The following is a 24542-nucleotide window of genomic DNA, read 5'->3' as shown; positions in this document are numbered from 1 at the left end:
AGAAGAAAGGTCGGTGAACGAATTCAATCTATAAAGTTGGCAATATCGTACTGGCTTTGTTGATTAGCTTGGTTAGAAACCAATTTTAGATGGTCTTTATAGTTTGATCTATACATAGAAGGGATGAATGAAAGTGAAGAAAGCAACAAGACAGGGGTGGAAGGTGAGTCGGCAGATCCTGATGTGGATGCTGATTATCTGCCTACTAGTGACTGCTGTACCAGTATTTCCGACGCAGTCTGCTGCAGCGGCTGAACTGCCGATGCAGCAGACAACAGTAACCAAATCCAGTGGATTCCAAGATGTGAGTCCGACAGACTGGTTCTATGATGCGGTCGTCCATGTGCAGGGGAAGGGCATATTCAGCGGGACAGACGCAAGCAACTTCTCACCTAAAGGGACAATGACGCGTGCCATGTATGTGACGGCACTCGGACGGATGGCCGGGGTGGATACAGGGATGTATTCTACTTCAAGCTTTGCCGATGTACAGGCGGGAAGTTGGTATGCGCCGTATGTTGAGTGGGCAGTTAAGCAAGGAATTACCGACGGTACAGGCGGAGGGAAATACTCGCCAAATGCCACCGTATCTCGGGAGCAGATGGCAACGATGACGTTGCGGTATTTCGAAAGTGAACAGATTCCATATCAGACCGAGAACCCGGTCACGACAGAGCCGGGCGATCTTGTGGATGTTTCGCCTTGGGCGGCTGACGCGGTCGTCAAGCTGTGGCAAGCCGGTGTGTTCACCGGAGACGCCAAGGGCAACTTCAATCCGCGTGCGCAAGCGACTCGCGCGGAAGCAGCGGTTCTTTTCATGCGCAACAACGAGGTTGTGGAGGCGTGGAAAAATCAGAATCAATCGCCTGTAACGCCTAATCCAACGCCAACACCAACATCGCCGGTGACACCAACATCCGGCGGTAATAACGGTGGCGTAACGCCTGGAGATAACGGAGGTAACCCGGGCACGGGTTCCACTGCGTATACGCTCACGTTTGAGAGCAACGGAGGCACGGTGATTGCTGCGCAGACGGTACGAAAAGGCCAGGTACTAAATAACCTGCCGGCTCCTACAAAAGAAGGATATATATTCCAAGGGTGGTTTACAGATAGCGATTTCTCGCTCATCTTTGCAGAGGGGAGTACGCTAACTGAGGATATGAAGTTGTATGCGAAGTATACGGATAGCATAGATAATGCCGTACAGAGCACACCAAGCTATTCGGTGCTGGATGTGGCACCAGACTTCACGATCGCGGTACACGATGCATCAGGAAACCTGACAGTATCCGAGGTTCAAGCGGGTATGACGTTCACAGACACGGCGAATCCCGACTTTGCGGGAGTTACGGTCACTGGCGGGAACGGGGCCTTCACGGTAGCGTCCGCAGCTGAAGATGGAAAATTCGTCGAAGGTAATACGTATCAACTGACGTTGAATAGCGATAACCTGTCCTTCCAAGGACATGATGAGACAACGAGCATTTACGTTTTTAGTGTCGCTAAGCAAGAGGTTCTGGACATTCCGCTGAACCCGAACATGATCTACCTTCGGTTTGCGGATGTAACGAATATGATGCTGGATGGTGCAGCTGTGGGTTCACCATCGATTCCGGTAGTTACCACGACGGTGGGCGGTAGCGAAGATACGCTTGCCGAAGCGAATGCAAGCAGCGGAACGTTCGTATATTCCGGCAGCACCGTGATTCAAGTGGGCAATACAGTCGCCATCTATCAAGGGGTTCGCCCTGATCTGCGTACATTAGCAACAACGGATGAAGACAATGGCGATGTTGCCTATGTCCAGATCACAGAGGTAGACGGAAACACCTATACCTATGACCATGCAGATACCAAGCAAGTGTTGCTCAAGCCGGATGTTCTGCCGGTGAGTGTGGAAGCGGACACAGATGGAAATCCGAATAACAACTCCATCACAGTTGAGCATACCCAGATGAATTATAGCGACAGCCTGTATGAGCCTTTCGGCTTGGATGAGTTAACCACGGTGGATGTGGGTGACTTTATCGGCTTTTACGAAGGCAACTTTGCTGAAGAAGGTTCTCGAATTGTCAGTTATGGACGTATCACTTCGATTACGCCTATAGCAGAAATGGACGTCATCGAATATACTGATGCCACGATTGAAGATATTGAGAATGTCTTCAACATCTATCAGAAGCAAGCGATTGACGGCGACGATCTGTTATCGGAAGAGCAGATCGCGGAGCTCGAAGAGCAAATTGAGCAGCAAGCGAGAGACAGCGGATTCGTCAATGAAGCCGCGGATTATCTGTCTGACATCGCCATGGAGACGAAGGAAATTCAGGAGATCAAGGCTCAGTCCTCCCTAGCGTCCGGTAAAGGGAGCCGGGTAAGTGTGGAGAATCTGACCGTTGTTGCTTCACTCGGCACGAGGCTGAAGAATATTGACGGCCGAACCTCGGGCGTAAGCGCTACATTACAAGTGGGTGCCGATATTGTTGTCAATATCAATGAAGACAGCGATCTTGTCATCCATATGACGGGTACATTCGTTCAGGAGATGAGCCTGGACCTCGGTATCAATGGGGATATGAAAGGGCACTGGCTGAAAAAGTGGGGAATTCCTTACTGGTACAGCATTGATGATTATGTAATTACGGCGAATCTGGATGCTTATAGCTATACCGGAATGAACATCACGGCAGAGATAGCTCTTGTTGAACACGATAAGTTAAATGATGCACTGAATGACTGGCTGGGCGAGAAGAACGCTGGCAGGTTGGGAAAGGTTCAGGACATTGCGACACAGATTAAAGCGGTAATGGCGGGTGTGCAGGATACTGCCGTAGATGCGGAATCGTTGAAGGAAAAGTATCAAGAGATGTTGGAGCAAGACACGGAGTGGGTTCCGTTAATCAAGAAAGAGCTCTTTGAAAAGAGCGTACGCGTGGCTTTAGGTATTGTGGAAGTCAAATTTGAAGCGGAGTTTGTGGTCAGCGCCCAGGTGAACCTGACGGTGGGGGCAGATTTCTACTATAAGATGGCCAAGCGCTACTCGGTTAGCTTGCGCGTATTGAGTTTCAGTGGTTCGAGCAATACGGTTAGCTTGCCGGGAGACGGAGATTACCAATTTACCTTCTATGTAATGGGGACGATCGGTTTACGAGCTGGTATTCATATGGAGGTCAAAGCGGGGGTTGGAAGCGTCAAGTTGAATAGTATCGGGCTTGCTGTAGAACCTGGTGTGTATGTGAATCTGTGGGGTTACTTCTATTATCAATTGAAAAATATTAGCGGGGTGGAGAGTACGAAGTCTCTAGGTGCTCTGTTCGTTGAGATTGGCATCTATTTGGAGGTCGAACTCGGCGCTCAATTAGGAGATGGAGCGCTCTCAGGTGGAGTGGAGCTGGTCGATGAAGAGTGGCCACTGTATACGATTGGAGAAGAACAGAACGTCTACGACTTCGCCTATCCACAGGATAAGTCGCTCAAAGTGAACATGGCGGGTTCTGCGTCATCCATCGCTGTACCGGAGTTGTGGGTCACGATGAATACCTTTGATCTGAAGACAGGCGATACGGATGAACAGGCGTATGATCGCTCGAATTTCGATATTCAGGTGGACAATCCAAACTTCAAGTATGACGCAGCAAACGGGATGATTGAAGTGGTGGACAAGAACATTCAGGTGAGTGATGGCAATCTGGTTATCACCTGGAAGGGGGCACCGGCGTCGTTCATGTCCGAGCCACTCAAGCGTACGATTCAGTTAAGCTGGCTTGCCAGAGTGGGTGACTACATCCTTCAGCTGGATCCACAGAACAGCGGAGTGACCCAGGTTGTGGCGGCTCCTTATAACGCGCCAATCAGCGTGGTCACCCCGGTATATCCAGGATACACCTTTGACGGCTGGTATACGGCCGCTTCCGGCGGCACGAAGATTACGATTCCGAGCCGAATGGCTGCGGAGGATCGGAAACTGTACGCGCACTGGATTGCGAACAAGAATACGCCGTATACGGTTGAGTATTATGTGCTAGACCCGAACAGCAGAATACAGGCTCCGCCTGTGGATACTGAAAATAGAACTGGAACAACGGACACAGAGATTCGAATCAGCTCCGACAGGTTTAAGGAGCAGGGCTATGCGACCGGAACGGTAAGCGGCGTATTAATCAAGGGAGACGGCTCGACAGTCGTAAGAGTTAATTACTATCCGGAGAATCGAAAGATGACCTTCGCTGGGGGTTATGCCGGTGCGCCCCAAATCTCGCTAACGGAAGCCGTTGGCAAGAACATTGCTGCTCGTATACCTGTGCCGACAAGGCAGGGATATACGTTTGCCGGTTGGTCGCCAGAAGCTCCAAGTACGATGCCGATTGAGGATACTACGTATACAGCGAAGTGGACGGGGAGAGAGGGTACGCCTTATCAGGTCGTGTACTTGCTACAAAATATCGGAAGTGACACCTATACGGTTGCAGATACGGAATCGTATCGTGGAGTTACGGGTACCGAGGCGAATTTGGCGGATGTCAAGCCGAGATCCTATGAGGGCTTCGTGCGGGACGACAGCATTTCGGTACTGACGGATCTAATCACGAGCAACGGCAAAACGGCGTTGAAGGTATATTATAAGCGTGATGTATACCAAATGACGGTTGATTATAACGGTTCTGGGGCAACAAATAAAACGGATAATGTTCCTTTCGGAGCGACGATGCTGTTGCGTCTAGGCACTCCGACATGGCAGGGATATAGCTTTACGGGTTGGTCGCCAACGCCTCCGACCACGATGCCTGCCGAAGATGTCCAGTTTACCGCTCAGTGGGCAATTAACGACTACACTGTAAATTTCGACAGTAACGGTGGGTCCGAAGACGTGCCGGCTCAGACTGTAGGGTTTGGCGCCACGATTAGTACGCCGACTGAACCGACGAAAGATGGTTATGTATTCGGCGGTTGGTACAGTGATAACACGTTGACGAATGCTTACGACTTCGCTGCAGCGGTGACGGCAGATCTCACACTGTATGCGAAGTGGCTGATCCCTTACACGATAAGCTTCGAGAGTAATGAAGGGTCGGTAGTAGATGCCCAAACAGTGAATGAAGGCGTCAAGGCTATGGCTCCTGCCCCTCCGACGAAAGACGGCTATGTGTTTAGCGGCTGGTACAGCGATAGTGAGCTAATGAACGCCTACAATTTCACGACTATGGTGGTAACGGGAGACCTGACATTGTACGCGAAGTGGACGGTATATGTACCGAATAGTTACACTGTAACTTTCGAGAGTAACGGCGGATCGTTGGTCACAGAACAGACTGTGAATGAAGGTGCCGTGGCTACTGCTCCTGGCGCTCCGATGCTGGAAGGGTATACGTTCGACGGCTGGTATAGCGATAGCGAATTGATGATACCTTATGGTTTCACAGAAGGTGTAATGGCGAATGTGATGCTGTACGCGAAGTGGACAAAGAACAGCTACACAGTGAGCTTCAACAGTAACAACGGATCGTCGGTGAGCAGTCTGTCCGTGAGTGAAGGTGACACGGCAACAGTTCCTGACGCACCGACCCGTGCAGGGCATATATTTGAAGGCTGGTATAGCGATGCTGGTCTGAATGAATCTTACAGCTTCATGACACCTGTGATGAATAACCTCACGCTGTACGCGAAGTGGACGGCTATATATACGGTCACCTTCAACAGTAACGGCGGATCACTGGTGGCTGAACAGAATATGCAAACCGGCGGTAATGCTACGGAGCCTGCCGTACCGACGAGGGATGGTTACACGTTCAACGGTTGGTACAGCGACGCTGGACTGAATGAAGCCTACAGCTTCACCACATCGGTGACGGGTAATCTCATGCTGTACGCGAAGTGGACATTTAACAGCCGCACGGTGGACTTTGACAGTAACGGTGGGGCAGCAGTAGGTAGTCAGACGGTGGTTACTGGCGACAAAGCTGTGGCACCTGCTGCACTGAAGTGGGCAGGGTATCGATTTGAAGGTTGGTACAGCGATCCCGAGCTGGAGATCGTCTACGACTTCATGACGCCGGTGACGTCAAACATCACTCTGTACGCGAAGTGGACCATGACATCGTGGCTGCAAGTAGGTGACTTGTTGGAATTGAATAGTAAGTCCAATGTCATTTTCGACAGTCAAGGGACTCCTTACGTGGCTTATATAAAGGACAATTACGAAGTATTTGTGATGCAATATAAGGGAGGCAAGTGGCAGTCCTTTGGCAATCAAAGCGATCTTGAAAAAGCGGGAGGATTAGGGAGCTCAGCTATATCGCTCGGAATAGACAGTAAGGACAAGCTTTATGTTGCTTATAAGAATAGCTCAGGTAAAGTAAGCTTTAAGAATTATAATGATGAACATAAGTGGTGGAGACCAGTATCTACTATCTCTGATTTCAGTTGGAATGATGGTAAGACGAGCAGAAAAGTGGATACAGTTCAAGACAGCTTCTTCATTACCTTTGATAAGGATGATAATCCTTTTCTGATGTTTAGAGGTGCTTTAGTCGGTAATGCTGCGGAACCGTCAATGCTCATGTCATGGAGGTATTATAGCGATAGGGGACGGATACAAGAAGCGAGATTACAGGCATACGCAGGTCTAAGAGCCTTCCTCGCACCATTACCAAACAACGGCATGTATTTATTTGCTCCATTCAGGTCATCTAGTACCCCTGTGGCAACAGGATATAGCCTGGTAGATGGGTCATGGAAACAATTGGATCCTAAATTATATCCATATCAAATAACTCCGAATATGGATGCTGCATCCGCGCTTGATCCATCTGGCGTACCTTATATGATCTATCTCAGCAGCTCCAACGTTGTTGAAATGTGGAAATATCCGCACACCATTCCGTCAGAAGATACAGCATGGGAGAAGGTGAGTACTCCCGAATTCTTGGTCGGCTCATCTCAAGAAGGAAGCATGGATATGGCCTTTGACAGCGAAGGCACGCCTTACGTTGCTTATCGAGATGCTGCAAATGGCAACAGGGTGACTGTGATGAAATACGAGAACTTGGATTGGAGACCCGTAGGGTCTGGCGGATTCTCCGCTGGTGATGTTCTTCAGCTAGACATCACCATAGACAGCACCGATAACATCTATGTGAGTTATAAGGAACAAGGTAAAATGAACGTGATGAAGTTTGATCCTAATTTCAAATAACTTGGATAGATCAGACTGGCAGAAGAGCCTACTCCCATCGGAGTAGGCTTTTTTGCATATATTCCGTAATTTACTGTAATTCATGCAGCGTTTGCGTCTCCGGCACGTTATGCACACCCCATTTGCAGATCTCCTCCAGAATGGGCATCAGACTCTTGCCTCGGGGCGTTAGGGAATACTCCACTTTAGGCGGGGTCTGATCATACTCAACTCTTTTTATCACACCTTCACGTTCCAAATCGTTCAATTGAGAGGTTAATACCTTGTACGTGATCCCGGATACACGTCTTTTGAGTTCGCCGTAACGTGTGACTCCATGAAAGGCAAGTTGATACATGATCTTCATCTTCCACTTTCCGCCGATAATGGACAGGGTGTAGTCGAAGGGAGTTAGTGTTTCCATTGGGACTGTGCTCGGATTATCCATCACGAATAAGCTCCTTTATGCAGGTACGCACTTCAAAGTGCGTACTTTTTTTGTGGTGAACAAGTGTATATTCTTATACCAACTATATGTGTCCCACAGAGCGTTGTAAACCGAAGGACCTACTCAGGGGCACTTCAGAAAGGTTGAGTATGTTGGAAGAAAAAAACACATATGCATTTGCAACAGGTGATATCACCGTCGATGAAATGTATAAATTAATGACGGGTTCCGTGGTGCCGCGGCCCATTGCTTGGGTCTCTACGCGAAGTAAGGAGGGTGTGCTTAACCTCGCTCCATTCAGTTTTTTTACCGTTGCTTCACGCAATCCGGCGACTCTGCTCCTATCCATTGGACCCGGTGTAGGTGAGAGAGAAGGAACAGTGAAGGATACACTCCTCAATATTCGAGAGACGGGAGAGTTTGTGATCAATGTAGTTCCCGCTGTACTTGCAGCGTCCATGCAGCGTTCGTCAGCAGATGTAGCTTCGGGAGAAGATGAGTTTGAACTGGCAGGCGTTACACCCAGAGCGGGCATACGTGTAGATGTACCTTCCGTGCTCGAATCTCCGATTGCCTTTGAACTTACACTGGATCGTATTATTGCGGTGGGCACAGATCATTTGGTTCTTGGAAAAGTAGAGCACGTACGGGTGGATGCAGAGGCATATGCCGGTCATCATAAAATAGCGATCGAGAGGTGGCAGCCATTAGCCAGTCTGGCTGGCGATTACGCTCTAATTAAACCTGCATTTTCAGTCTGAGATGGGGTTAGTCATCTATATCTGAAATGGTGCAGCAGAAAGAACCGCTTCTTCAGTTGTGAACCCTGAAAAAACGGCCTTTCCCGAGATTTAAATTGTAGATGTAGGTGGCTAATCCTCATCTCCAATTATTTTGCTTAGAAATTGGTTCGCTCAAACGTGGCATCACTCTTCACAGTCGAGCTGCTGGATGCGTTGATGGCATCGAGCTGTAACACGTAGTCATAATGCCGGATGTAATATCCGGGCTGACTGTACGATTGAAGGGATACTTTGGTGCTGTCAGCCCAACCAGGACTGCTTAGGAACGTAGCATCTCCCTTATAGGCGGAGGTGTCGGCATAAGCTTCAAGTACAATTTTATTACTGGTGTTGCGCTTCAAGAAGTAGCCCGGGAAGTTAATAGACTCCAGTGAAATTCCTGTGGAGCTGGCAAGACCCGGTACGACGCGGAACTGTGAATCCAGAACAGGGGAGACGTTGGCATCCACGCGAGCCGTGTAATTGGCATGACGGATGTATCGATCCGGATAGTTGTGCGAACTGAACCGGCTGTAACCTGTGGCTTCCGGTGTTGCAGGACCCAACATTTTGACCTCGTGCAGAGTTGGGGTGTACCAGTTCCCCGGATTATTCCACAAGACCGCGTTTACCATATTAATCCGCACATAACGGGCTGTGAAATGCACAGCATCCGTGGTAAAACCGTAGGTCAGATTGTTGGTGCGATCCAAAGTGGAGTAATTGACACCATCGTTGCTAATTTCAATTTTGTATTTGTAGTATCCTTCGGAACCTTTATACATAAACCAGGACGTGTCGATCTCGGTGATCGTCTTCGGTGAACCGAAGTCTACTTGCCACCAGGCAGGCCAGCTATTGGAGGAAGCCACCCATGAAGTCTGGTAGTTGCCATCATTGACATTGGATGCGGACGAGCCGGAGGATGTAGAGCTGGCGGTAGCTGTTTTGCCTTGGGCATGATTGACGAGCGCAGGTGGTGTTACTGTACCTGTTGCTGCATCGATATTCCACGTTGTATACCACTCCAGTGATGCTGTTCCGTTCGAATCATTTAAGGTTAGTGGCAGCCAGATATGTTTGTGCTCTCCGATACTCATGGGATTCCAGCGATCCGCCATGTAGATGTAGGAGGTGGTGTTGCTGCCTGTAATCGTGGCAATATCATGAATCTGCGAACCGAAGGCAGATGGATTGCCATATGGCGTAAGCGCAGTCCATGGACCCGTCATGGAAGTTGCTGTAGCATAAGCGCCCTGATTCGGATACCAGCCAGCGGCTTGGGAGGTGAAGAGGTAGTAACGGTTGCCTTTTTTCACAACAGCAGGTGCTTCACGGTAGGCGTTCTCGAACAACCAGCCCTCGAAGGATTGTATTCCGGTGTAACTTGCATTCATTTTGAAAATAGCCATTGTATCATTGGCACCGCCATTTTTGCGTGAAGCAGTAACGAGATAACCTGTGCCATCTGTATCGACAAAGACGGTCATGTCACGGGATTCATAATTCAGTGGGCGGAAGCTGCCCTCATAGGTGAATTTGCCATTCGGGGTATTGCTTGTTGCGACCGCTACACGCCCGAGGTTGTAGTCCGTACCGTTCTCATAGTGTGCCCAGAGTACATACTGGTTGGTGGAGGCGTTATAGATGACTTTGGGGCGTTCGATCTTGCTGGATGCCAGCTCGGTTGCGGAATCTTTCGTCAGAATGGCATTGCTGAAAGTCCAGTTCTTCAGATCGGTGGAGGTGTAGACGTTCACGCTGTCGAACCTGCCACCCACCGCATGTTCACCGTACAGATAATACGTCGAGCCTACCTGCAGAATGTTGCCGCTGTTCGCATGGATGGGGTTGCCTGCGGTATCGAGCCAATCGGTACCGTTGGTTATCGTGACACTTGCTGCGCTTGTCCGTTCAGGATGAAGTCCAAACAGGGTGAACGTGAGTGCGAAGACCAGAAACCAAACCGCTTTCCTGTTACCCATTACATACACCTCCCGAGAGATATCCACTTGATTATAGCGCTTTCAAATCGATTTCATAACTCACTAAAATAAAGGTATTATGAAATTGATTCTTTCATTTATATTTTAGTTGGGCCATACACTTTTTCAAGTGAACAATCCATCCATTGCTGAACAAACCGGCATTTCAACAGGGGTGAGCGGTGAGAGCGAGGGAGTTATGCTTAAATATCATGTGCGATGATGTGGAGAGAATCAGATACACGCGCTAAAATAAGGAGAGGCTGATTTCACAACAGGGTTGGAGGGTGAACCGTCATGGACAAGTTTATTGTAGATGAAGACCTTCAGGTGATATTGCAAAATGAAGAAGATGGAGCGACCACTCCGATTAAGGGGGGCATTACCGCTCAGGATTTTGAAGTCATCTCTACGTATACAAAGGGATGGCTGACCTTCGCCTATCTGCGTGATCATCAGGGGATATGGTGGTTCAATGCTCGCAAGAACAAGGCGAGTTTGTTCAGTCGGGATACGGAAGCTTTCCGTGTGATCGATGAAGATTACTGCTGCGACTCTCAATACGTTTATCTGGAAGATCAGGCCGTGCCTAACTCTGATCCGAACAGCTTTCGGCTGTTGCCGGATACCCCCTACTTCGCTCAGGACAAACGTTACTTATATGTGAAGAGTAGCACGCATTTTCATCTATTTGAGGATATCGACACGAATGCTGTGATTGCTCATCACGACTATTGCACCGACAAGGACCATTTGTTCCATCTGTCCAGTTCTCTTCGTTATGCGAATGGGGAAAAGGATGAGGTGGGGGCATGGCTGCAAGAACATCATCCCGACGTACCTGGCTGGTGGCATGCGCATTATGCCTACAGTGCAGAGGGCGCTACGCAGCTCAGAGGCAATTGGGTTGAGACCGCGTCGTCTATTTTTTATAGAACAGAATGGGGCGGTACGTATCGTCGGGAGGCAAAAGCGGTATTCAACCTTGTCCGTGGAGCCGACAGATATACCTTTGAACCACTGGATGAGCAGTTTGCACGGGACCAGGAACGGGTTTATTTTCAGTGGCGTACTATAAAAGGGGCAGACCCGGATACGTTCCAGCCGCTAGGTGGACCTTTCGGTCGTGATGGCAATCATGTGTATTACAACGGATACCGTGTCGACGAGGCAGATGCTCGGCAATTTGAAGTGTTTGCCGGGACGGAACATCTGGGACTTTCCAAGGATCAGCAACATGTGTATCGTGCCGAGGTTGTTCGGACAAGTCAGCCTTTTGGTCATCCAGACGATGTGCTTCAGATCATTAAGGGGGCAGACGCAGCAACGTTTGAGTTAATAACACCTTCCGGGAGTTGGGCAGTGGATGCCAATCGTGTGTATCTATGGGGTAAACCGAATAAACATATCGATCGAGCCAGTTTTACACATCTATTCGATGCCGATCCCCAGAGCTGGGCCATGGATCAGAATGGTCTATATAATGCCAATGGCAAACGCACAGTAAAGGGTGTTAACGGCAGTACATTTGTCATGCTGAATCCATATTGGGGCAAAGATGAGCATGTGGTGTTCAGCTTTGTGACGGGGAGTGTATACAAGTCGGGAGATGCAGCGACGTTTCAGGTTACGGATGATATGGGGAGCGCGGAAGATGAGCTATTCCGGTATACGGTGGAAGGCGGTACCGTGCGGAAAAAGAAGAGGTAATCAAAAAGGGATGGCAGACTTAGAAAAGAGTCCACTATCCCTGTTTGAATTCCTATTTATTTGACTGTGTTCATTACACTATTTATGACCTTTGCGAACCTTGAGCTGCATCTTTTTGATCGTTGTATTCTGCATAAGCTCCAGTACGAGTGGGCCTTTGCCGTTCAGGATCTCTACATCCGTCACATTGTCCTGAATCGTAATGATCCCAATGTCATCTGCAGAAACGCCTTCGAGCTTGGCGATGGTACCCACAAAGTCCACGGCACGAAGTTTTTTCTTCTTACCTCCGTTGAAGTTCAGCTTCATGATCTGTTGGTTCAGCTGTTCCCGCTTGTCCTTTTTGCGTTCAGGCACAATCTTCAATCGTTTCTCAAAATCTTCTCTGCGGCGATCTACAGCATCTTCGGAAGGTGCTTTCACGACAGGGATTTGGAATCCGATATAGGATTCAATCTCAGCCAGACGTCTGCCATCTTTCGGTGTAATCAACGTAATGGCTTTACCTGTTTTGCCTGCGCGACCCGTACGCCCTGTACGGTGCACATATCCCTCTTTTTCCAAAGGAATATCGTAGTTGATGACATGGGTAATATTCGTGATATCAATACCACGTGCGGCTACATCCGTCGCGATCAGATAACGGAATTGTCCCCGCCGGAATGCGTTCATCACTTCGATCCGCTCATCCTGCTCCATACCACCGTGGATACGATCTGCTGGGTAGTCCAGGTCAGCCATGACCCGGAACAGTTTGTCCACATTCTCCTGTGTACGGCAGAACACGATGCAACTATCTGGATTTTCCACAATGAACAAGTCCTGAAGCAAAGCGGTTTTGTTCACTTCGGGTACGTTAATTACAGCATGTTCAATCGTGGCTGTTGTCAATCCACTTGCCTTGATCTCGATCTCCACCGGTTTGTTCATGTATTTGCGTGACAACTTGGCTACATCTTCAGGGAACGTAGCGGAGAACAACATCGTTACTCGCTCCTGAGGCAATTTCTGAATGATGGACTGTACCGTCTCGATAAAGCCCATATTCAGCATCTCATCCGCCTCGTCAATAACGAGATAGGCGATCCGTTCCAGTGGCAGCGTGCCACGTTCGATATGATCCAGGACCCGACCTGGCGTACCAACAGCCACATGGGTTCTTTGTTTTAACTCGGCTTTTTGGATATGAAAAGGGGACTGTCCGTATAGTGCGGTTGCTTTAATACGCTTAAAGCGGCCGATATTCGTAATATCTTCGTTAACCTGCAAAGCCAGTTCCCGGGTTGGTGTAAGAATCAAAGCCTGTGGCTTATTCTCATTCCAATCCACCAGCTCACAGAGCGGAATACCGTAGGCGGCTGTTTTACCGCTACCTGTCTGTGATTTGACCACAAGATCCTGATTCTCCAGTGCTACCGGAATAACTTTAGTTTGAACCTCGGTTGGTGTCTCATAGCCCAGACTGTCCAGTGCTTTTACGATCTCTTCACCAAGTCCATAATCTTTAAATTGTTGCTCGCTCATCGTTTACCTCTTTTGCGTTAGTTTTTGTACAATTATTGCACCGTACATTTATCGTATACCTCTTCATTATACTCTATATGCAGGCAGGCTAACGGAGTAAATGCTTCGAGTGTGTAAATTGTTTTCATGATTTCTGATTTGAGGGGATTCTGAAACGTGAATGTGTATCAAAGCGTTCCACGTGAAACGAAATGTATCGGCTCATTTTGCTTTAAGTTAATGAATGACCATCTTCACAGCCGTGGTTTGGGGAGGGGAGGACTGAGCAATGTATCCACCGATCCACACGTCTGCACTTCGACCAACCAGTGTTTCATTCAAAGCGGCAGTGGCCTTCTCTCCTTCAATGATGAGTTCGGCATCCGTGATGAGCGAAATCCAAATTGGTCCTGATTCAACACCGCCATCTTCTTTATTGTCGATGAGTACCTGACCTCTTTCTTCCTCAAAATCCGTAATAATTCCTCGTACATGTGGCTTCTCTTTCCCTTGTTCTACGGACTTCTCTGCGCATCCAAGGGTTAACAGGAGCATGATGACTGGTAATAAGGATACTCTTCGTACAATGGACACCGGGTTACTCACCTCTCATCCTTTTTAATATCTATAACTATGGACGTTACCTGAGGCGGCGAAGTTCCTGTACATCAATAAAAAGAATCTAAATCATTCCATTCAGTCTGGAACTGGAATTTGGAATATGTTAGCATATGGGTAACTTATTGAACGGAGGGATACGTGTGGTAAATTTTTTTCGATTGAGATAGTAGCGGAACGTTTGCTTGCGCTTGCTGTTTCACTGCCTGTGTGCAGATTATCGGGAGAAGTTTGCCTGTTTACACGTATACCGTTATTTGTAGTGGACACTCTTGCATAAGAGTGGTTCTTTGATGTACCACTATGGGGATGCGCAAAAATAGGTATAACCCTATTCCGAGATTGAAAGCACAGGCATGAATGTCTGTGTTTTTTATTTTTCCAAGGAAAAGGAGAGGTTTGGATATGACAAAGTCAAATGAACAAGTGGATTTCACACAGGATATATGGTTGCTGGCTGAACAAAATGGGCTTCAAATCCGCAAGGAATCAATGGAAATCAACGAGTCCGGGATGGACTTCCGTGTAGCCTTTGCCACTGATATAAATGGACAAAAGTGGGTTCTGCGTCAGCCGCGGCGTGAAGACGTATGGGGGCGTGCCGAGAATGAGCGTAGAGTACTGGACGTTGTCCGGGGGAGTGTTCCGGCACAGGTACCGGACTGGCGAATCTGCACGCCCGAACTTATCGCTTATCCACTATTGGATGGCGACCCGATTGCAGTGGTAGATCCTGCTGGCGCAGGATATGCGTGGCGTTTCCCGCAGGAGACCTTGTCTGACGAGTTCCTGGATTCACTGGCTGCTACACTTGCCGCATTGCACAACATTGATCCTGAGGAGGCGGCCAAGGGCGGAGTTCGGATCAAGACGCCTATGGAAGCTCGCAAAGAGTTTGCGGCAAATATAGAGGAGATTAAAAAGAATTTTACGGTACCGGACCAACTGGCGGAACGCTGGACGGTGTGGCTGTCTGTGGGTAGCTATTGGCCGAAGCACTCGACGTTTAATCACGGGGATCTGCACCCACCGCATATCATTGTCGATGATACACAGCGGGTAACCGGACTCATCGACTGGACGGAATCGGAGATCGCTGATCCGGGTAAGGATTTTGTAATCCTTTATGGACTTTTCCAAGATGATGGACTACGCGATCTGCTGAAGCGATACGAGAAGGCAGGGGGAAGGACATGGCCTCAGATGTTTGAACATATTCGGGAACAATGGGCTGCTTACCCGGCACTGGTTGCCAAATTTGCTCTAACCACAGGGGAAGAGTCGACGATGGAAATGGCGAGAGGCATGCTGGCAAACTGGGATGTAAGGCGGGATTAGGTGCTCCAGTTGAAGGTGGATAAGGTTGTAACAGGTGAGGATGTAGAAAAGGATACGTTTCTCTTTTACAATGCTGACTTCGCAGGTATGGAGCCTGAACTTAAACCCGGTATGAAGATTATTGCTGTAGTCAAAAAGGGGACGGCCGGGGAACAGTTGGGAGGATATTCGTTCACCCGCTACGGCACATACTATATTGTCGATGGTGAGTACGTACTTGCCGCCTACGAGGGGGAATCGGAGGAATCGCGTGATTTTACGGAGCAAACCAATGGCATTCAGCTGGACGCTTTTATGGATAAAATCAAGAACCTGCCTCAAGGCTAAATGACTTCATTCCCACAGAGTAATAGAGGAACGGTAATACGCATAACCATTCGTTAACATAGCAAAGGGCGATCCCCTCCATGAGTTCCATGGGGGATCGCCCTTTTTGTTTTTCGTTAAGCGTGGTGCGTAACGATTTTACCTATTTCAGAATACTCACATATTTCCCGTATACGAATGCTACACGTCCATCCAGCTTCACTTTAACCCAGCCATACTTGTCTGTACTGATCACCTCAAGCAGGGTGCCTTTTGGTACCGCAGCAACAACTTTGGCTTGGGATGAAGCGCCAGCGCGTACGTTCAGGTAAGACGCTGTAACCTTGGCATGTTTGCCTTTGGTAACAGTTCCTGGTTTACCAGGTTTCGACGTGCCTGGAGTCGGTGTTGGTTTTGGTACTGTAGGTGTAGTAGGCTTCTCGGGTGTAGTTTCTTCCTCACCACTACCTACTGCTTTGCGAGCTTTGTTCAGCTGTTGATAGAACGCTCCCTTGGTTTTCACGCCAGCGAATTGTGCTGCACTCACACCTGCTTTGGCAGATAGCGCATCAATCTCTTCCTGGGTCACGGCATCCAAAATGTTAATGGAGGCAATGTTGGTGTATTTGCCATCTTCTGTTGTCGGCACAGACATGATGCCATCGTTAATTAACTGCACCACATCTGCACGCTCCGGTGCAGCCAGGTCTACACCGGTGATTTTCCAGTTGTGCTGAATCTTCGGTTCGTAGACACCCTTCATGACATCTTTCAGATAGGCGATGGACAGGTTACGAATCGTACCTTGAGTCTCGCCAAATGCCGAAGCGTCCTTGGAGGACCAGAGCTGCTTGAACTTACGTCCTTCCATGGCGCCGCCTTTTGCAATCAGGGCTTCCATTCGGTACGCATTCATACCGAGCTTCAGTGTATCGTCTTCTTTGACAACTGATCCATTGCTGTACTTGAGATTCGTAATCCGACTGCCGTATGGTTTGGTCAGGTCAATTTCATACGTTACGCCGCCGAAGAAATCATCGGTGCTGTATTTGGAAGCACGTCGTTTCGGATCAAAACTGATCGTCACATCACCCGGGCGTGTGGAGTTGAAGTACCCCGCAGACCACTCCATATAATCCATCAGATCGCGTCCGGTCACTTCATACACGGTCACTTCACCAAAGGTGTATTGGTAGTTGAACGCAATATCCTTTTTCTTGATCGGGCCTACATCCAGCTTGGCCTTGTCGTTATCAATCTGGTGCGCGACCACGTCGGCGTCACTGTAATGAAGCATCACTTCGGTGAAAAAGTCAGACAAAGGTGTCTCTTGGATCTGAACCGCAGGAATACCCTTGATCTCATCCGCAGGCACCAGGTTTGTTCCTTTCAGTTCAGCCACTTCGATGTTGGCATCGGCACGAGCGAACTCGTGGAACGGGTGCAATGTCTCTTCCAGCGCAGGATCGGAGATTTCATACGTTCCGTCAGCGGCTTTTACAGCGAGTGCTTGAGCTTCTTTGCTTTTCAGCACGACTTTGTCGCCGTCTTTTTCAAATGTCAGATCGATTCGTGAAATATGTGAGCCATATTTATTCGGTTCGGAGATCAATACCCCGTTAACCGTTTGGGATTCAATCAAGGTATGCATGTGTCCGGCAAAAATGGCAGCCAGCTCCGGGTTGGCATTGGCGATATCCGTGACCCCAGTTCCTGGGTTCCCGTTCTCGTTATCCAATCCCATATGCATGAGTCCAACCATAACATCGACTTTGCCCTTCAGCTCAACAATGGCCTTCTTGGTCTCTTCCACAGGATCTTTAACAATGATGCCGTCCAGGTGATCCGTACCTTTCTCAAACTCGGTAATCATAGGTGTGTTCATTCCAATAACACCGACTTTGATTCCGTCTTTCTCAATTATCGTATAGGCAGGCATGTAGCGGTCGCCGTTTTCTTTGAAAATGTTACCCACGAGAGGCTGTCCATTGAATTGGGAAGAGATCTTCTCCAGTACGTCCAGTCCAAAGTTAAACTCATGGTTACCCATAACCCATGCGTCATATTTCATTTCGTTCATTGCAACCATCATGGGAGATTGAGGTTGATCATTGAACAACTCAGCCGAGTTATCCTGAATCATGTCTCCTGCATCCAGCAGAATCGTATTGGGATTCTCCGCACGCACTTTTTTCACGATTGTGTATAGCTGTGTCATGCTTCCGGTTGGGTTTGGACCGTCCAGAGCATAGTCCCACGGCATGAATCGACCATGAATATCCGATGTACCCAGCAACGTGATCTTGGTTTCCTTGTCTGCCTCAGCAGCCTGAACCGGAGTGGAAGCAAAAGGGGCGAACAAAATGGAGGCACATAAGAGGAACGATAGAGGCCATCCGGCGAAACGTTTCGTTGAAATTTTGCGCATGTTGTAATCTCCCTTGTTATCTAGTGTATGTAAAGATATGTATCATTTCATACTAGATAAACATTTGGGGAATGTAAACTCCAATGTAACAATCATGTTGGATTTGAGTAGAAAAATTAATGAAAACATAATGTCGGATTCTATTATTGGTATAAAATACTATAATTTGTCAGGTTTTTAAAACCATAATTATCCAGTAAAGTGATTATTGTAAGCGCTTAACAAAATAATCGAAACGAAGGAGGACATACATTGATTAAGTCCAAATGGTTCAAGACAGTTGGTTCACTGGCATTGGTAGGGATTCTCGCTGCTTCTGTTGCGGTTGGTAGTGTAAGTGCAGGTTTAGCCAAAGGTAGCAAATTCCTGGGGAACATTATCGCAAGTAGTGTACCCTCTAATTTCAGTCCTTACTGGAATCAGGTGACCCCGGAGAATTCAACCAAGTGGGATGCTGTGGAAGGCACGCGCAACGTGATGAATTGGTCGCAGGCCGACATGGCGTACAATTATGCTAACAACAATGGATTTCCGTTTAAATTCCATACGCTCGTATGGGGAAATCAGCAGCCAACATGGATTAACGGTCTCTCAGCTGCAGACCAGAAGGCTGAAGTGACACAATGGATTAAAGCCGCAGGACAGCGGTATTCGAAGGCAGCATTTGTGGATGTCGTCAATGAACCGCTGCATGCCAAGCCTTCTTATCGTAACGCGATCGGTGGGGATGGAGCTACAGGCTGGGATTGGGTGATCTGGTCATTCGAACAAGCGAGACAAGCCTTCCCGAACGCCAAATTGCTGATCAATGAATATGGCATTATCGGTGATCCGGCTAAAGCGGACCAATATATCCAGATCATTAACCTTTTGAAAAACAGAGGACTGGTTGATGGTATTGGTATCCAAGCGCATTACTTCAATATGGACAATGTCTCGGTGAGCACAATGAACACGGTACTGAACAAGCTTGCGGCAACAGGGTTGCCGATCTATGTATCCGAGCTGGACATGACAGGTGACGATAATACACAGTTGCAGCGTTATCAGCAGAAATTTCCTGTACTGTGGAAACATTCAGCTGTTAAAGGTGTAACGCTGTGGGGTTACAACCAGAACCAAACCTGGGTGAGCGGCTCCCATCTGGTCAATAGCAACGGCACAGAGCGTCCAGCTATGCAATGGCTGAGAAATTACCTGGCGAACAATCCTTAAGCTCGGGTATTGATGAGTCTGAGCATCCTTTGTAAACTGGATGAATATTATATGATACCAAATAGCGCCATGTTCCTATTCATGAGTTTGGGACAAGGCGCTATTTATGTGCGGATGCTTGTTTTAACTGTGTTCGGCAATTTCTAGTGCAGGGAAGCATTTGATTTTAATCCATATCAAGACCAAAGCGATCAGCGCAAATATCATTCCGCTCCAGATCAATTGATGTATTCCCAGGTTTGCGATAAACCATCCGCCGATGGCAGTACCCAAGGTAATACCGAGGTTGGAAAAGGATACATACAAGCTGTTGCCGAATTCAGGCGCGTCCTGCGCTTCAGCGGTTAACCAGGTTTGGCTTACAATTAATCCTCCTGAATGCACGGATGCCCAGATGATGACTACAATAACCATCCACATGAAGTGTGGACCGGCCCAATAGACGAGTGCATAAGCTGCTATATAGAGCAGGGGGAACATAAGAACAGTACGGACCACGCTCTTACGCAGAAACTGTCCAAACCCCAAATTTCCGATAATCATGACGACACCGAAGACCGTAAGCATGACACTGATCCATGATCCGCTCATTTGAGTGACCTGTCCAAGATACTCGGCGAAATAACTGTACACGGAGAACATGGCGGCGAATATAAAAATGACTGCAGCAACATTCAGCCATAATCCAGGTTTGCGCAGAATACCGAGCTGCTTGCCATAGGACATCTTTTCCTTCACGGGCATGGAGGGTAACCAGATCCATATGCCGATCAAAGCGAGCACACTGACCATCGCTCCAAACAGGAAGGCGATTTCGAGAGATAGGCGTTCCGCAAGGTACGATGTCAGCGGCACGCCAAAGGCAAAGCCCGCGGTAACTCCGGTGAATACTTTAGCGACGGCCTGACTGCTTTTCTCTGCTGGAACGAGCTGGGCACTGGTAACCAGGGCTACGGAAAAGAAGACGGGATGGAATAGCGCGGGAATGATACGGAAGATCAGCATCGTATCAAATGTTGTGGCGTAGGCATAGACGACGTTCGAGATGGCAAACATCAGCACAGCGGTTAACAGGATGATTTTGCGATTCATCCCGGACGCCAGCAAGGTGAGAAAAGGGCCCGCAACGGCTACGACCAGCGCAAATATACTGACCAGCCATCCCGCCTGTGCAGCCGTAATGTTGAATTTATGCGCAACTTGAGGCAATACCCCCACAATTCCCATTTCTGTTGTAATGATTCCGAATACACCTAGTGCCAGAATCAGGATAAGGAGCGGGTTAACCTGTTGTGATTTCATGTAAAGCGTACCTCCAATGAATTTAAATATACAGAAAAGTAGATATAGTATTCTGAAATGAGCCTGCCTTGCCTCCTATAATGTGATGGACTTGAGAGTAAGTTCTCAGGATTACATTATATCTAGATTTATAGATTTGTAAATATAAAAGGTGAATCATCTTATCTTTAAGTCGTCTTCGGCTTGTGTTCTACAGGAGTACTAATGGTGACAAATAAGCATGATCTGGCTCATGAAAAATAGCGCCGGCCCAAGGAATTCCTGAGCCTGACGCTTGTGATATCGACGCTTTTTAACGATGTGTTAAGTTGTTATTTCGGTTGAATAACCATGCTGTTGAACGAATCGGCTTCCAGCTCAATGTGAAGGGTCTGTCCTTCTTCAAGGGTTAGATACAGGTCACGACGGTTCTGGAATGGATTGTTGATGACAATCACGAGACTGTTATCCGGGTTGCGGAAAGCGACGGATTTCCCGCTCCACGCGCCTGACAGGCCGACTCTTCGAGCACCAGGAACAATATGATGTGAGAAGTGCTTCATCACATAATACTCGGGGTTCCGAGTAACCTTCGTCGTGTCCGGATCTATCGTAATCATGGAGTTCTGTTCCCAGCCCCATGTGCTGCGGCCTTTGGGTTCCAGAACCATGTTCCAGTAGATGTACGCGTTCACTCCGTTGCTGAAGTAATGCTGATAGAGGTTATATACATATTTGGCGTAGTTCCATGAGTTGTTGCCATCGCCGCATTCATTCTCGGTCTGCATATAACGAAGCTCCGGATAACTTGCCGAGGTACGTTGAATGGCGTTTTTACCGGCCCATTGATACCCAACACCTTTGATATAGGAATAGGCCTTTGGATCACTCAGGACAAGTCCGGCGTACTCGTCGAAGTCGTTTGTTTTTTTCTTGATCAATTCTTCCCATGGATCAGGGGCGTTGATCGTTCCCAGCCAGATTTCCGTATCCAGACCGTGTTTGTCAAAAGCCGGGCCCAGATAATCGGCGATGAACTCACGAAGCTGCTCGCCTGTCCACATGCAAGAAGGGAATTTCTGATCTGCAATCACTTCGTTCTGCACATGCACCTGATGGATGGTAATGCCTGCTTCACGGTAAGCCTGTACAAATTTTACGAAGTACAGGGCGTAGGCCTCCAGAATATCTTTCTCCCAACGAAGCGTGCCATAGTTATAGGCTTTGGGTGACTTCATCCACGTTGGCGGACTCCATGGGGAGGCGAAGAACTGCAGGTTCGGGTTATAAGTCAGAGCTTCCTTAATGTAAGGAATCAGATATTTGAAATCACGTTCAATAGAAAAATGTTCCATGGCCACGTCGCCGTCCACCTCGTTGTGGCTATACCACTGCTCCGCGTAATCACTTGCGCCGATGGGCAAGCGACAGATGTTAAACTTGTGCTCACCCTCCGGATGGAAGAGAGAATGGAATACCTCGCGGCGCTGCTCTTCATTTAAGTGAGATAGAGCCATATAACCAAGCTCGTTGAAACAGCCACCAAACCCTTCCACCAGCTGGTGCTGCTCGCCTGTGAGTTTTAAGTTAGCGTTTTCATTTGTTGGTACAAAAGATAGCTCTCTCCACGGGTTGTCTTGGGTTGTGGAATAACCAGTGAGCGTGAATGTCATGCGAATCTCCTCCTCGCGAGAACCTCAGTTGTCATATATATTACGTTCAGTATAACAACTCCCACTGCAAAAGAAGATGTGCTAAACCGTGTGAAATTTACCCTAATCCAAGATGGAGTATCAAGAGTTTATATCCATACAGACAGATATTATACCGAATTAACTTGTAATTAACGCTATCCATATACCATTATCCAATGTCGCAGCACAACTATTATGGCTCAACAAAAATCCCCGCTGATTGTTCAGACGGGGACTTTCGCTGTATTTTTCTTAAGGCTGTACACTCTCGCCAAGCTGTTTATTTTCAAAAATCAGAATCGTTTTGCTGCTTCCAATGTAACCAACAGAGGTATTGAATTGCTCCGAAATAAAGCGAACCGGAACAAATGCTTTGCCATTTTTCATCAAAAGAGGAGCATCATTGATCGCAAGCGCATCATTCACGACGACTTGCTTGTTGCCCACGCTCCAGCGGATGGTCTTGTCATTCTGTGTGATCACAGCTTCGCGCGTACCGCTGTTCCAGTTCACACTGGCGTTCAACTGCTCCGAGACAAAGCGCAGAGGCACATAGGTCCGGCCTTCATCGATAAAAGGTGCAGCATCCAGTGTGTAAGCACGATCCCCAACATAGGCGGTGGTGGACCCTTCGATTAGACGCTGAAAGCTGCCCTGCGGCGTTCGTTTCTGCTCCCGCACATTCATCCGGTTCAGAAGCTGCATCGTATGACTGCCGCTCGCGACATCCAGATAGTTGTTCTGCACCGTGAGTCCAGCAGGCTCAACTTCGGAGATAGACGTCTGAATACCGGATGATAACGAGGTGGACGCCGAGATATCCTGTATAGCATTCGTCGCTGACTGATCGCGGGTAAACGTAAAACCCTCAATCGGTGTCAAATCCCATATCCGGTTGTTGGATAATTTCAATACGTCCAGATTGGAATGCTCACGTAAAGGTTCCAGATCGTAGATCTGATTGGATTCTGCATTCAGCTCCGTTAGCCCAGTCAGTCCCTCAAGCCCCTTGAGGTGCTGTACTTGGTTACCAGAGATATCAAGTGTCCGCAGCCGTGTCATGTGCTCCAGTGGTGTTAGATCCGTGATTTGGTTGCCTGCCACATTCAGATTCCGCAGTGTATTTGGCAGTTCAGCCAGTACATCCAGCGTCTGAATCTGGTTATTCGCCACATTGAGTTGTTGGAGCCGCTTTTTACTCATGAGCGGTGTAAGATCGTTAATTGTATTGTTTGAGATCTCAAGCCACTTCAGTGCATCTGCATCCGTGAGGGCCGCAAGACTGGAAATCTGGTTGCCACTCGCGTGGAAGGTATGTAATCGGGTGAACCCACGTACAACCTCTATGGAAGAAATGGAATTGTTGCTGATATACAGCCGTCCCAAGTCTTTCAATTCAGCAAGTGCGTGTATGGATGTAATATAATTGTTGCGAACATCGATCTCGCGAAGCTGGGTCAGGTGCTCCAGGGGTGTGAGATCCTCAATTTCATTTCCGTATAATCGGAGGTGAGTCAGGTTGGTTGCATATTCCAGACCCGACAGGCTTTGAATACCTGCATTGCTCAGATCTACCACTTCAAGCTGCTCCAGATCAGATGAAGTCAGTGGAACATCCAGAGGTTTGTTCAGAATTAGCTTCAGTCCGTCTTCAAGTAGGGGATCTTCAATGATTCCCTCGCCCAAGTCCGTAGTCGTGTAAGCCATGGCTTGCCCCGATGCCCCGAGACTCAGGATGAATACTAGAAATAGTAGAGTCATTCTTCTCATTGCATGCATTCCCTCCGATTCCGTTGATATAAAAATATAAAATACTCCGAACAGTAGTAATCGTAAGGTTGTTCTGCCCCCGGAGTGTTCAGTGTAAATTGAACAGTTTAACATATGCAGGTTCCGCTAAAAGCACATCTATAGTTATTAACCCGTCAACGGGAAAAAGGAACAAGAGATTTCGTAATAGGTATTTCTTCTACTTCTATTCTATATGAAACAAACCCTGCTCTGCACTCTTCGGAGACATCTTTATCAAAAAAAATTGCACATCTCTCGCAGACCCTATT

Annotated in this window: 14 protein-coding genes; 6 read left to right on the top strand and 8 right to left on the bottom strand. The window is 48.1% G+C overall.

Annotated features, from left to right (window positions below):
- Positions 1-127: 127 nt before the first annotated feature.
- A complete protein-coding gene (locus NYE45_RS29565) occupies positions 128-7195 on the top strand; it encodes an InlB B-repeat-containing protein (RefSeq protein WP_340015030.1) in 7068 nt (2355 codons plus the stop codon).
- 70 nt (positions 7196-7265) lie between these two features.
- On the opposite strand, the gene NYE45_RS29560 is transcribed toward NYE45_RS29565, so the two are convergent.
- Entirely contained in the window at positions 7266-7622 is a 357-nt protein-coding gene (locus NYE45_RS29560) for a helix-turn-helix domain-containing protein (protein ID WP_223868866.1), read from the bottom strand.
- 149 nt (positions 7623-7771) lie between these two features.
- Here NYE45_RS29560 and NYE45_RS29555 point away from each other — a divergent pair, with 149 nt between their 5' ends.
- Positions 7772-8383, top strand: a complete 612-nt coding sequence (locus NYE45_RS29555) for a flavin reductase family protein (RefSeq protein WP_340015029.1) — start codon at positions 7772-7774, stop codon at positions 8381-8383.
- Between the two features lie 137 nt (positions 8384-8520).
- On the opposite strand, the gene NYE45_RS29550 is transcribed toward NYE45_RS29555, so the two are convergent.
- On the bottom strand, positions 8521-10389 hold the full coding sequence (locus NYE45_RS29550; RefSeq protein ID WP_340015028.1) for an AbfB domain-containing protein: 1869 nt from the start codon (positions 10387-10389) through the stop codon (positions 8521-8523).
- 297 nt (positions 10390-10686) lie between these two features.
- Here NYE45_RS29550 and NYE45_RS29545 point away from each other — a divergent pair, with 297 nt between their 5' ends.
- Complete coding sequence (locus NYE45_RS29545) at positions 10687-12099, top strand: DKNYY domain-containing protein (RefSeq protein ID WP_340015027.1); 1413 nt, start codon at positions 10687-10689, stop codon at positions 12097-12099.
- 78 nt (positions 12100-12177) lie between these two features.
- On the opposite strand, the gene NYE45_RS29540 is transcribed toward NYE45_RS29545, so the two are convergent.
- Complete coding sequence (locus NYE45_RS29540; RefSeq protein ID WP_340015026.1) at positions 12178-13623, bottom strand: DEAD/DEAH box helicase; 1446 nt, start codon at positions 13621-13623, stop codon at positions 12178-12180.
- 216 nt (positions 13624-13839) lie between these two features.
- Positions 13840-14196 carry a hypothetical protein gene (locus tag NYE45_RS29535; protein ID WP_340015025.1) on the bottom strand — a complete coding sequence of 119 codons (357 nt, stop codon included), beginning with the start codon at positions 14194-14196 and terminating at the stop codon, positions 13840-13842.
- 429 nt (positions 14197-14625) lie between these two features.
- Here NYE45_RS29535 and NYE45_RS29530 point away from each other — a divergent pair, with 429 nt between their 5' ends.
- Positions 14626-15558 (top strand): macrolide 2'-phosphotransferase, encoded by a 933-nt coding sequence (locus NYE45_RS29530; RefSeq protein WP_340015024.1) that lies wholly within the window; start codon positions 14626-14628, stop codon positions 15556-15558.
- A complete protein-coding gene (locus NYE45_RS29525; protein ID WP_340015023.1) occupies positions 15559-15885 on the top strand; it encodes a hypothetical protein in 327 nt (108 codons plus the stop codon).
- Between the two features lie 142 nt (positions 15886-16027).
- Here NYE45_RS29525 and NYE45_RS29520 read toward each other — a convergent pair whose 3' ends face one another.
- Positions 16028-18292 (bottom strand): 5'-nucleotidase C-terminal domain-containing protein, encoded by a 2265-nt coding sequence (locus tag NYE45_RS29520; RefSeq protein ID WP_340015022.1) that lies wholly within the window; start codon positions 18290-18292, stop codon positions 16028-16030.
- A 252-nt stretch (positions 18293-18544) separates the two neighbouring features.
- Here NYE45_RS29520 and NYE45_RS29515 point away from each other — a divergent pair, with 252 nt between their 5' ends.
- Positions 18545-19507 (top strand): endo-1,4-beta-xylanase, encoded by a 963-nt coding sequence (locus NYE45_RS29515; RefSeq protein ID WP_340015021.1) that lies wholly within the window; start codon positions 18545-18547, stop codon positions 19505-19507.
- A gap of 123 nt (positions 19508-19630) precedes the next feature.
- Here NYE45_RS29515 and NYE45_RS29510 read toward each other — a convergent pair whose 3' ends face one another.
- From NYE45_RS29510 to NYE45_RS29500, 3 genes are all read right to left on the bottom strand, one after another.
- Entirely contained in the window at positions 19631-20809 is a 1179-nt protein-coding gene (locus NYE45_RS29510; RefSeq protein ID WP_340015020.1) for an MFS transporter, read from the bottom strand.
- A gap of 311 nt (positions 20810-21120) precedes the next feature.
- On the bottom strand, positions 21121-22461 hold the full coding sequence (locus NYE45_RS29505) for a glycoside hydrolase family 30 protein (protein WP_340015019.1): 1341 nt from the start codon (positions 22459-22461) through the stop codon (positions 21121-21123).
- 273 nt (positions 22462-22734) lie between these two features.
- The gene (locus NYE45_RS29500; protein WP_340015018.1) at positions 22735-24243 is read right to left on the bottom strand and encodes a leucine-rich repeat domain-containing protein; all 1509 of its coding nucleotides are present in this window, start codon (positions 24241-24243) and stop codon (positions 22735-22737) included.
- Positions 24244-24542: the final 299 nt, after the last annotated feature.

This window comes from Paenibacillus sp. FSL K6-1318, assembly GCF_037976905.1.
In the GTDB taxonomy this organism is placed as follows: Bacteria; Bacillota; Bacilli; order Paenibacillales; family Paenibacillaceae; genus Paenibacillus; species Paenibacillus amylolyticus_A.
The sequence above is the reverse complement of the archived record's forward strand: the minus strand, read 5'-3'. Positions and strand labels throughout refer to the sequence as shown.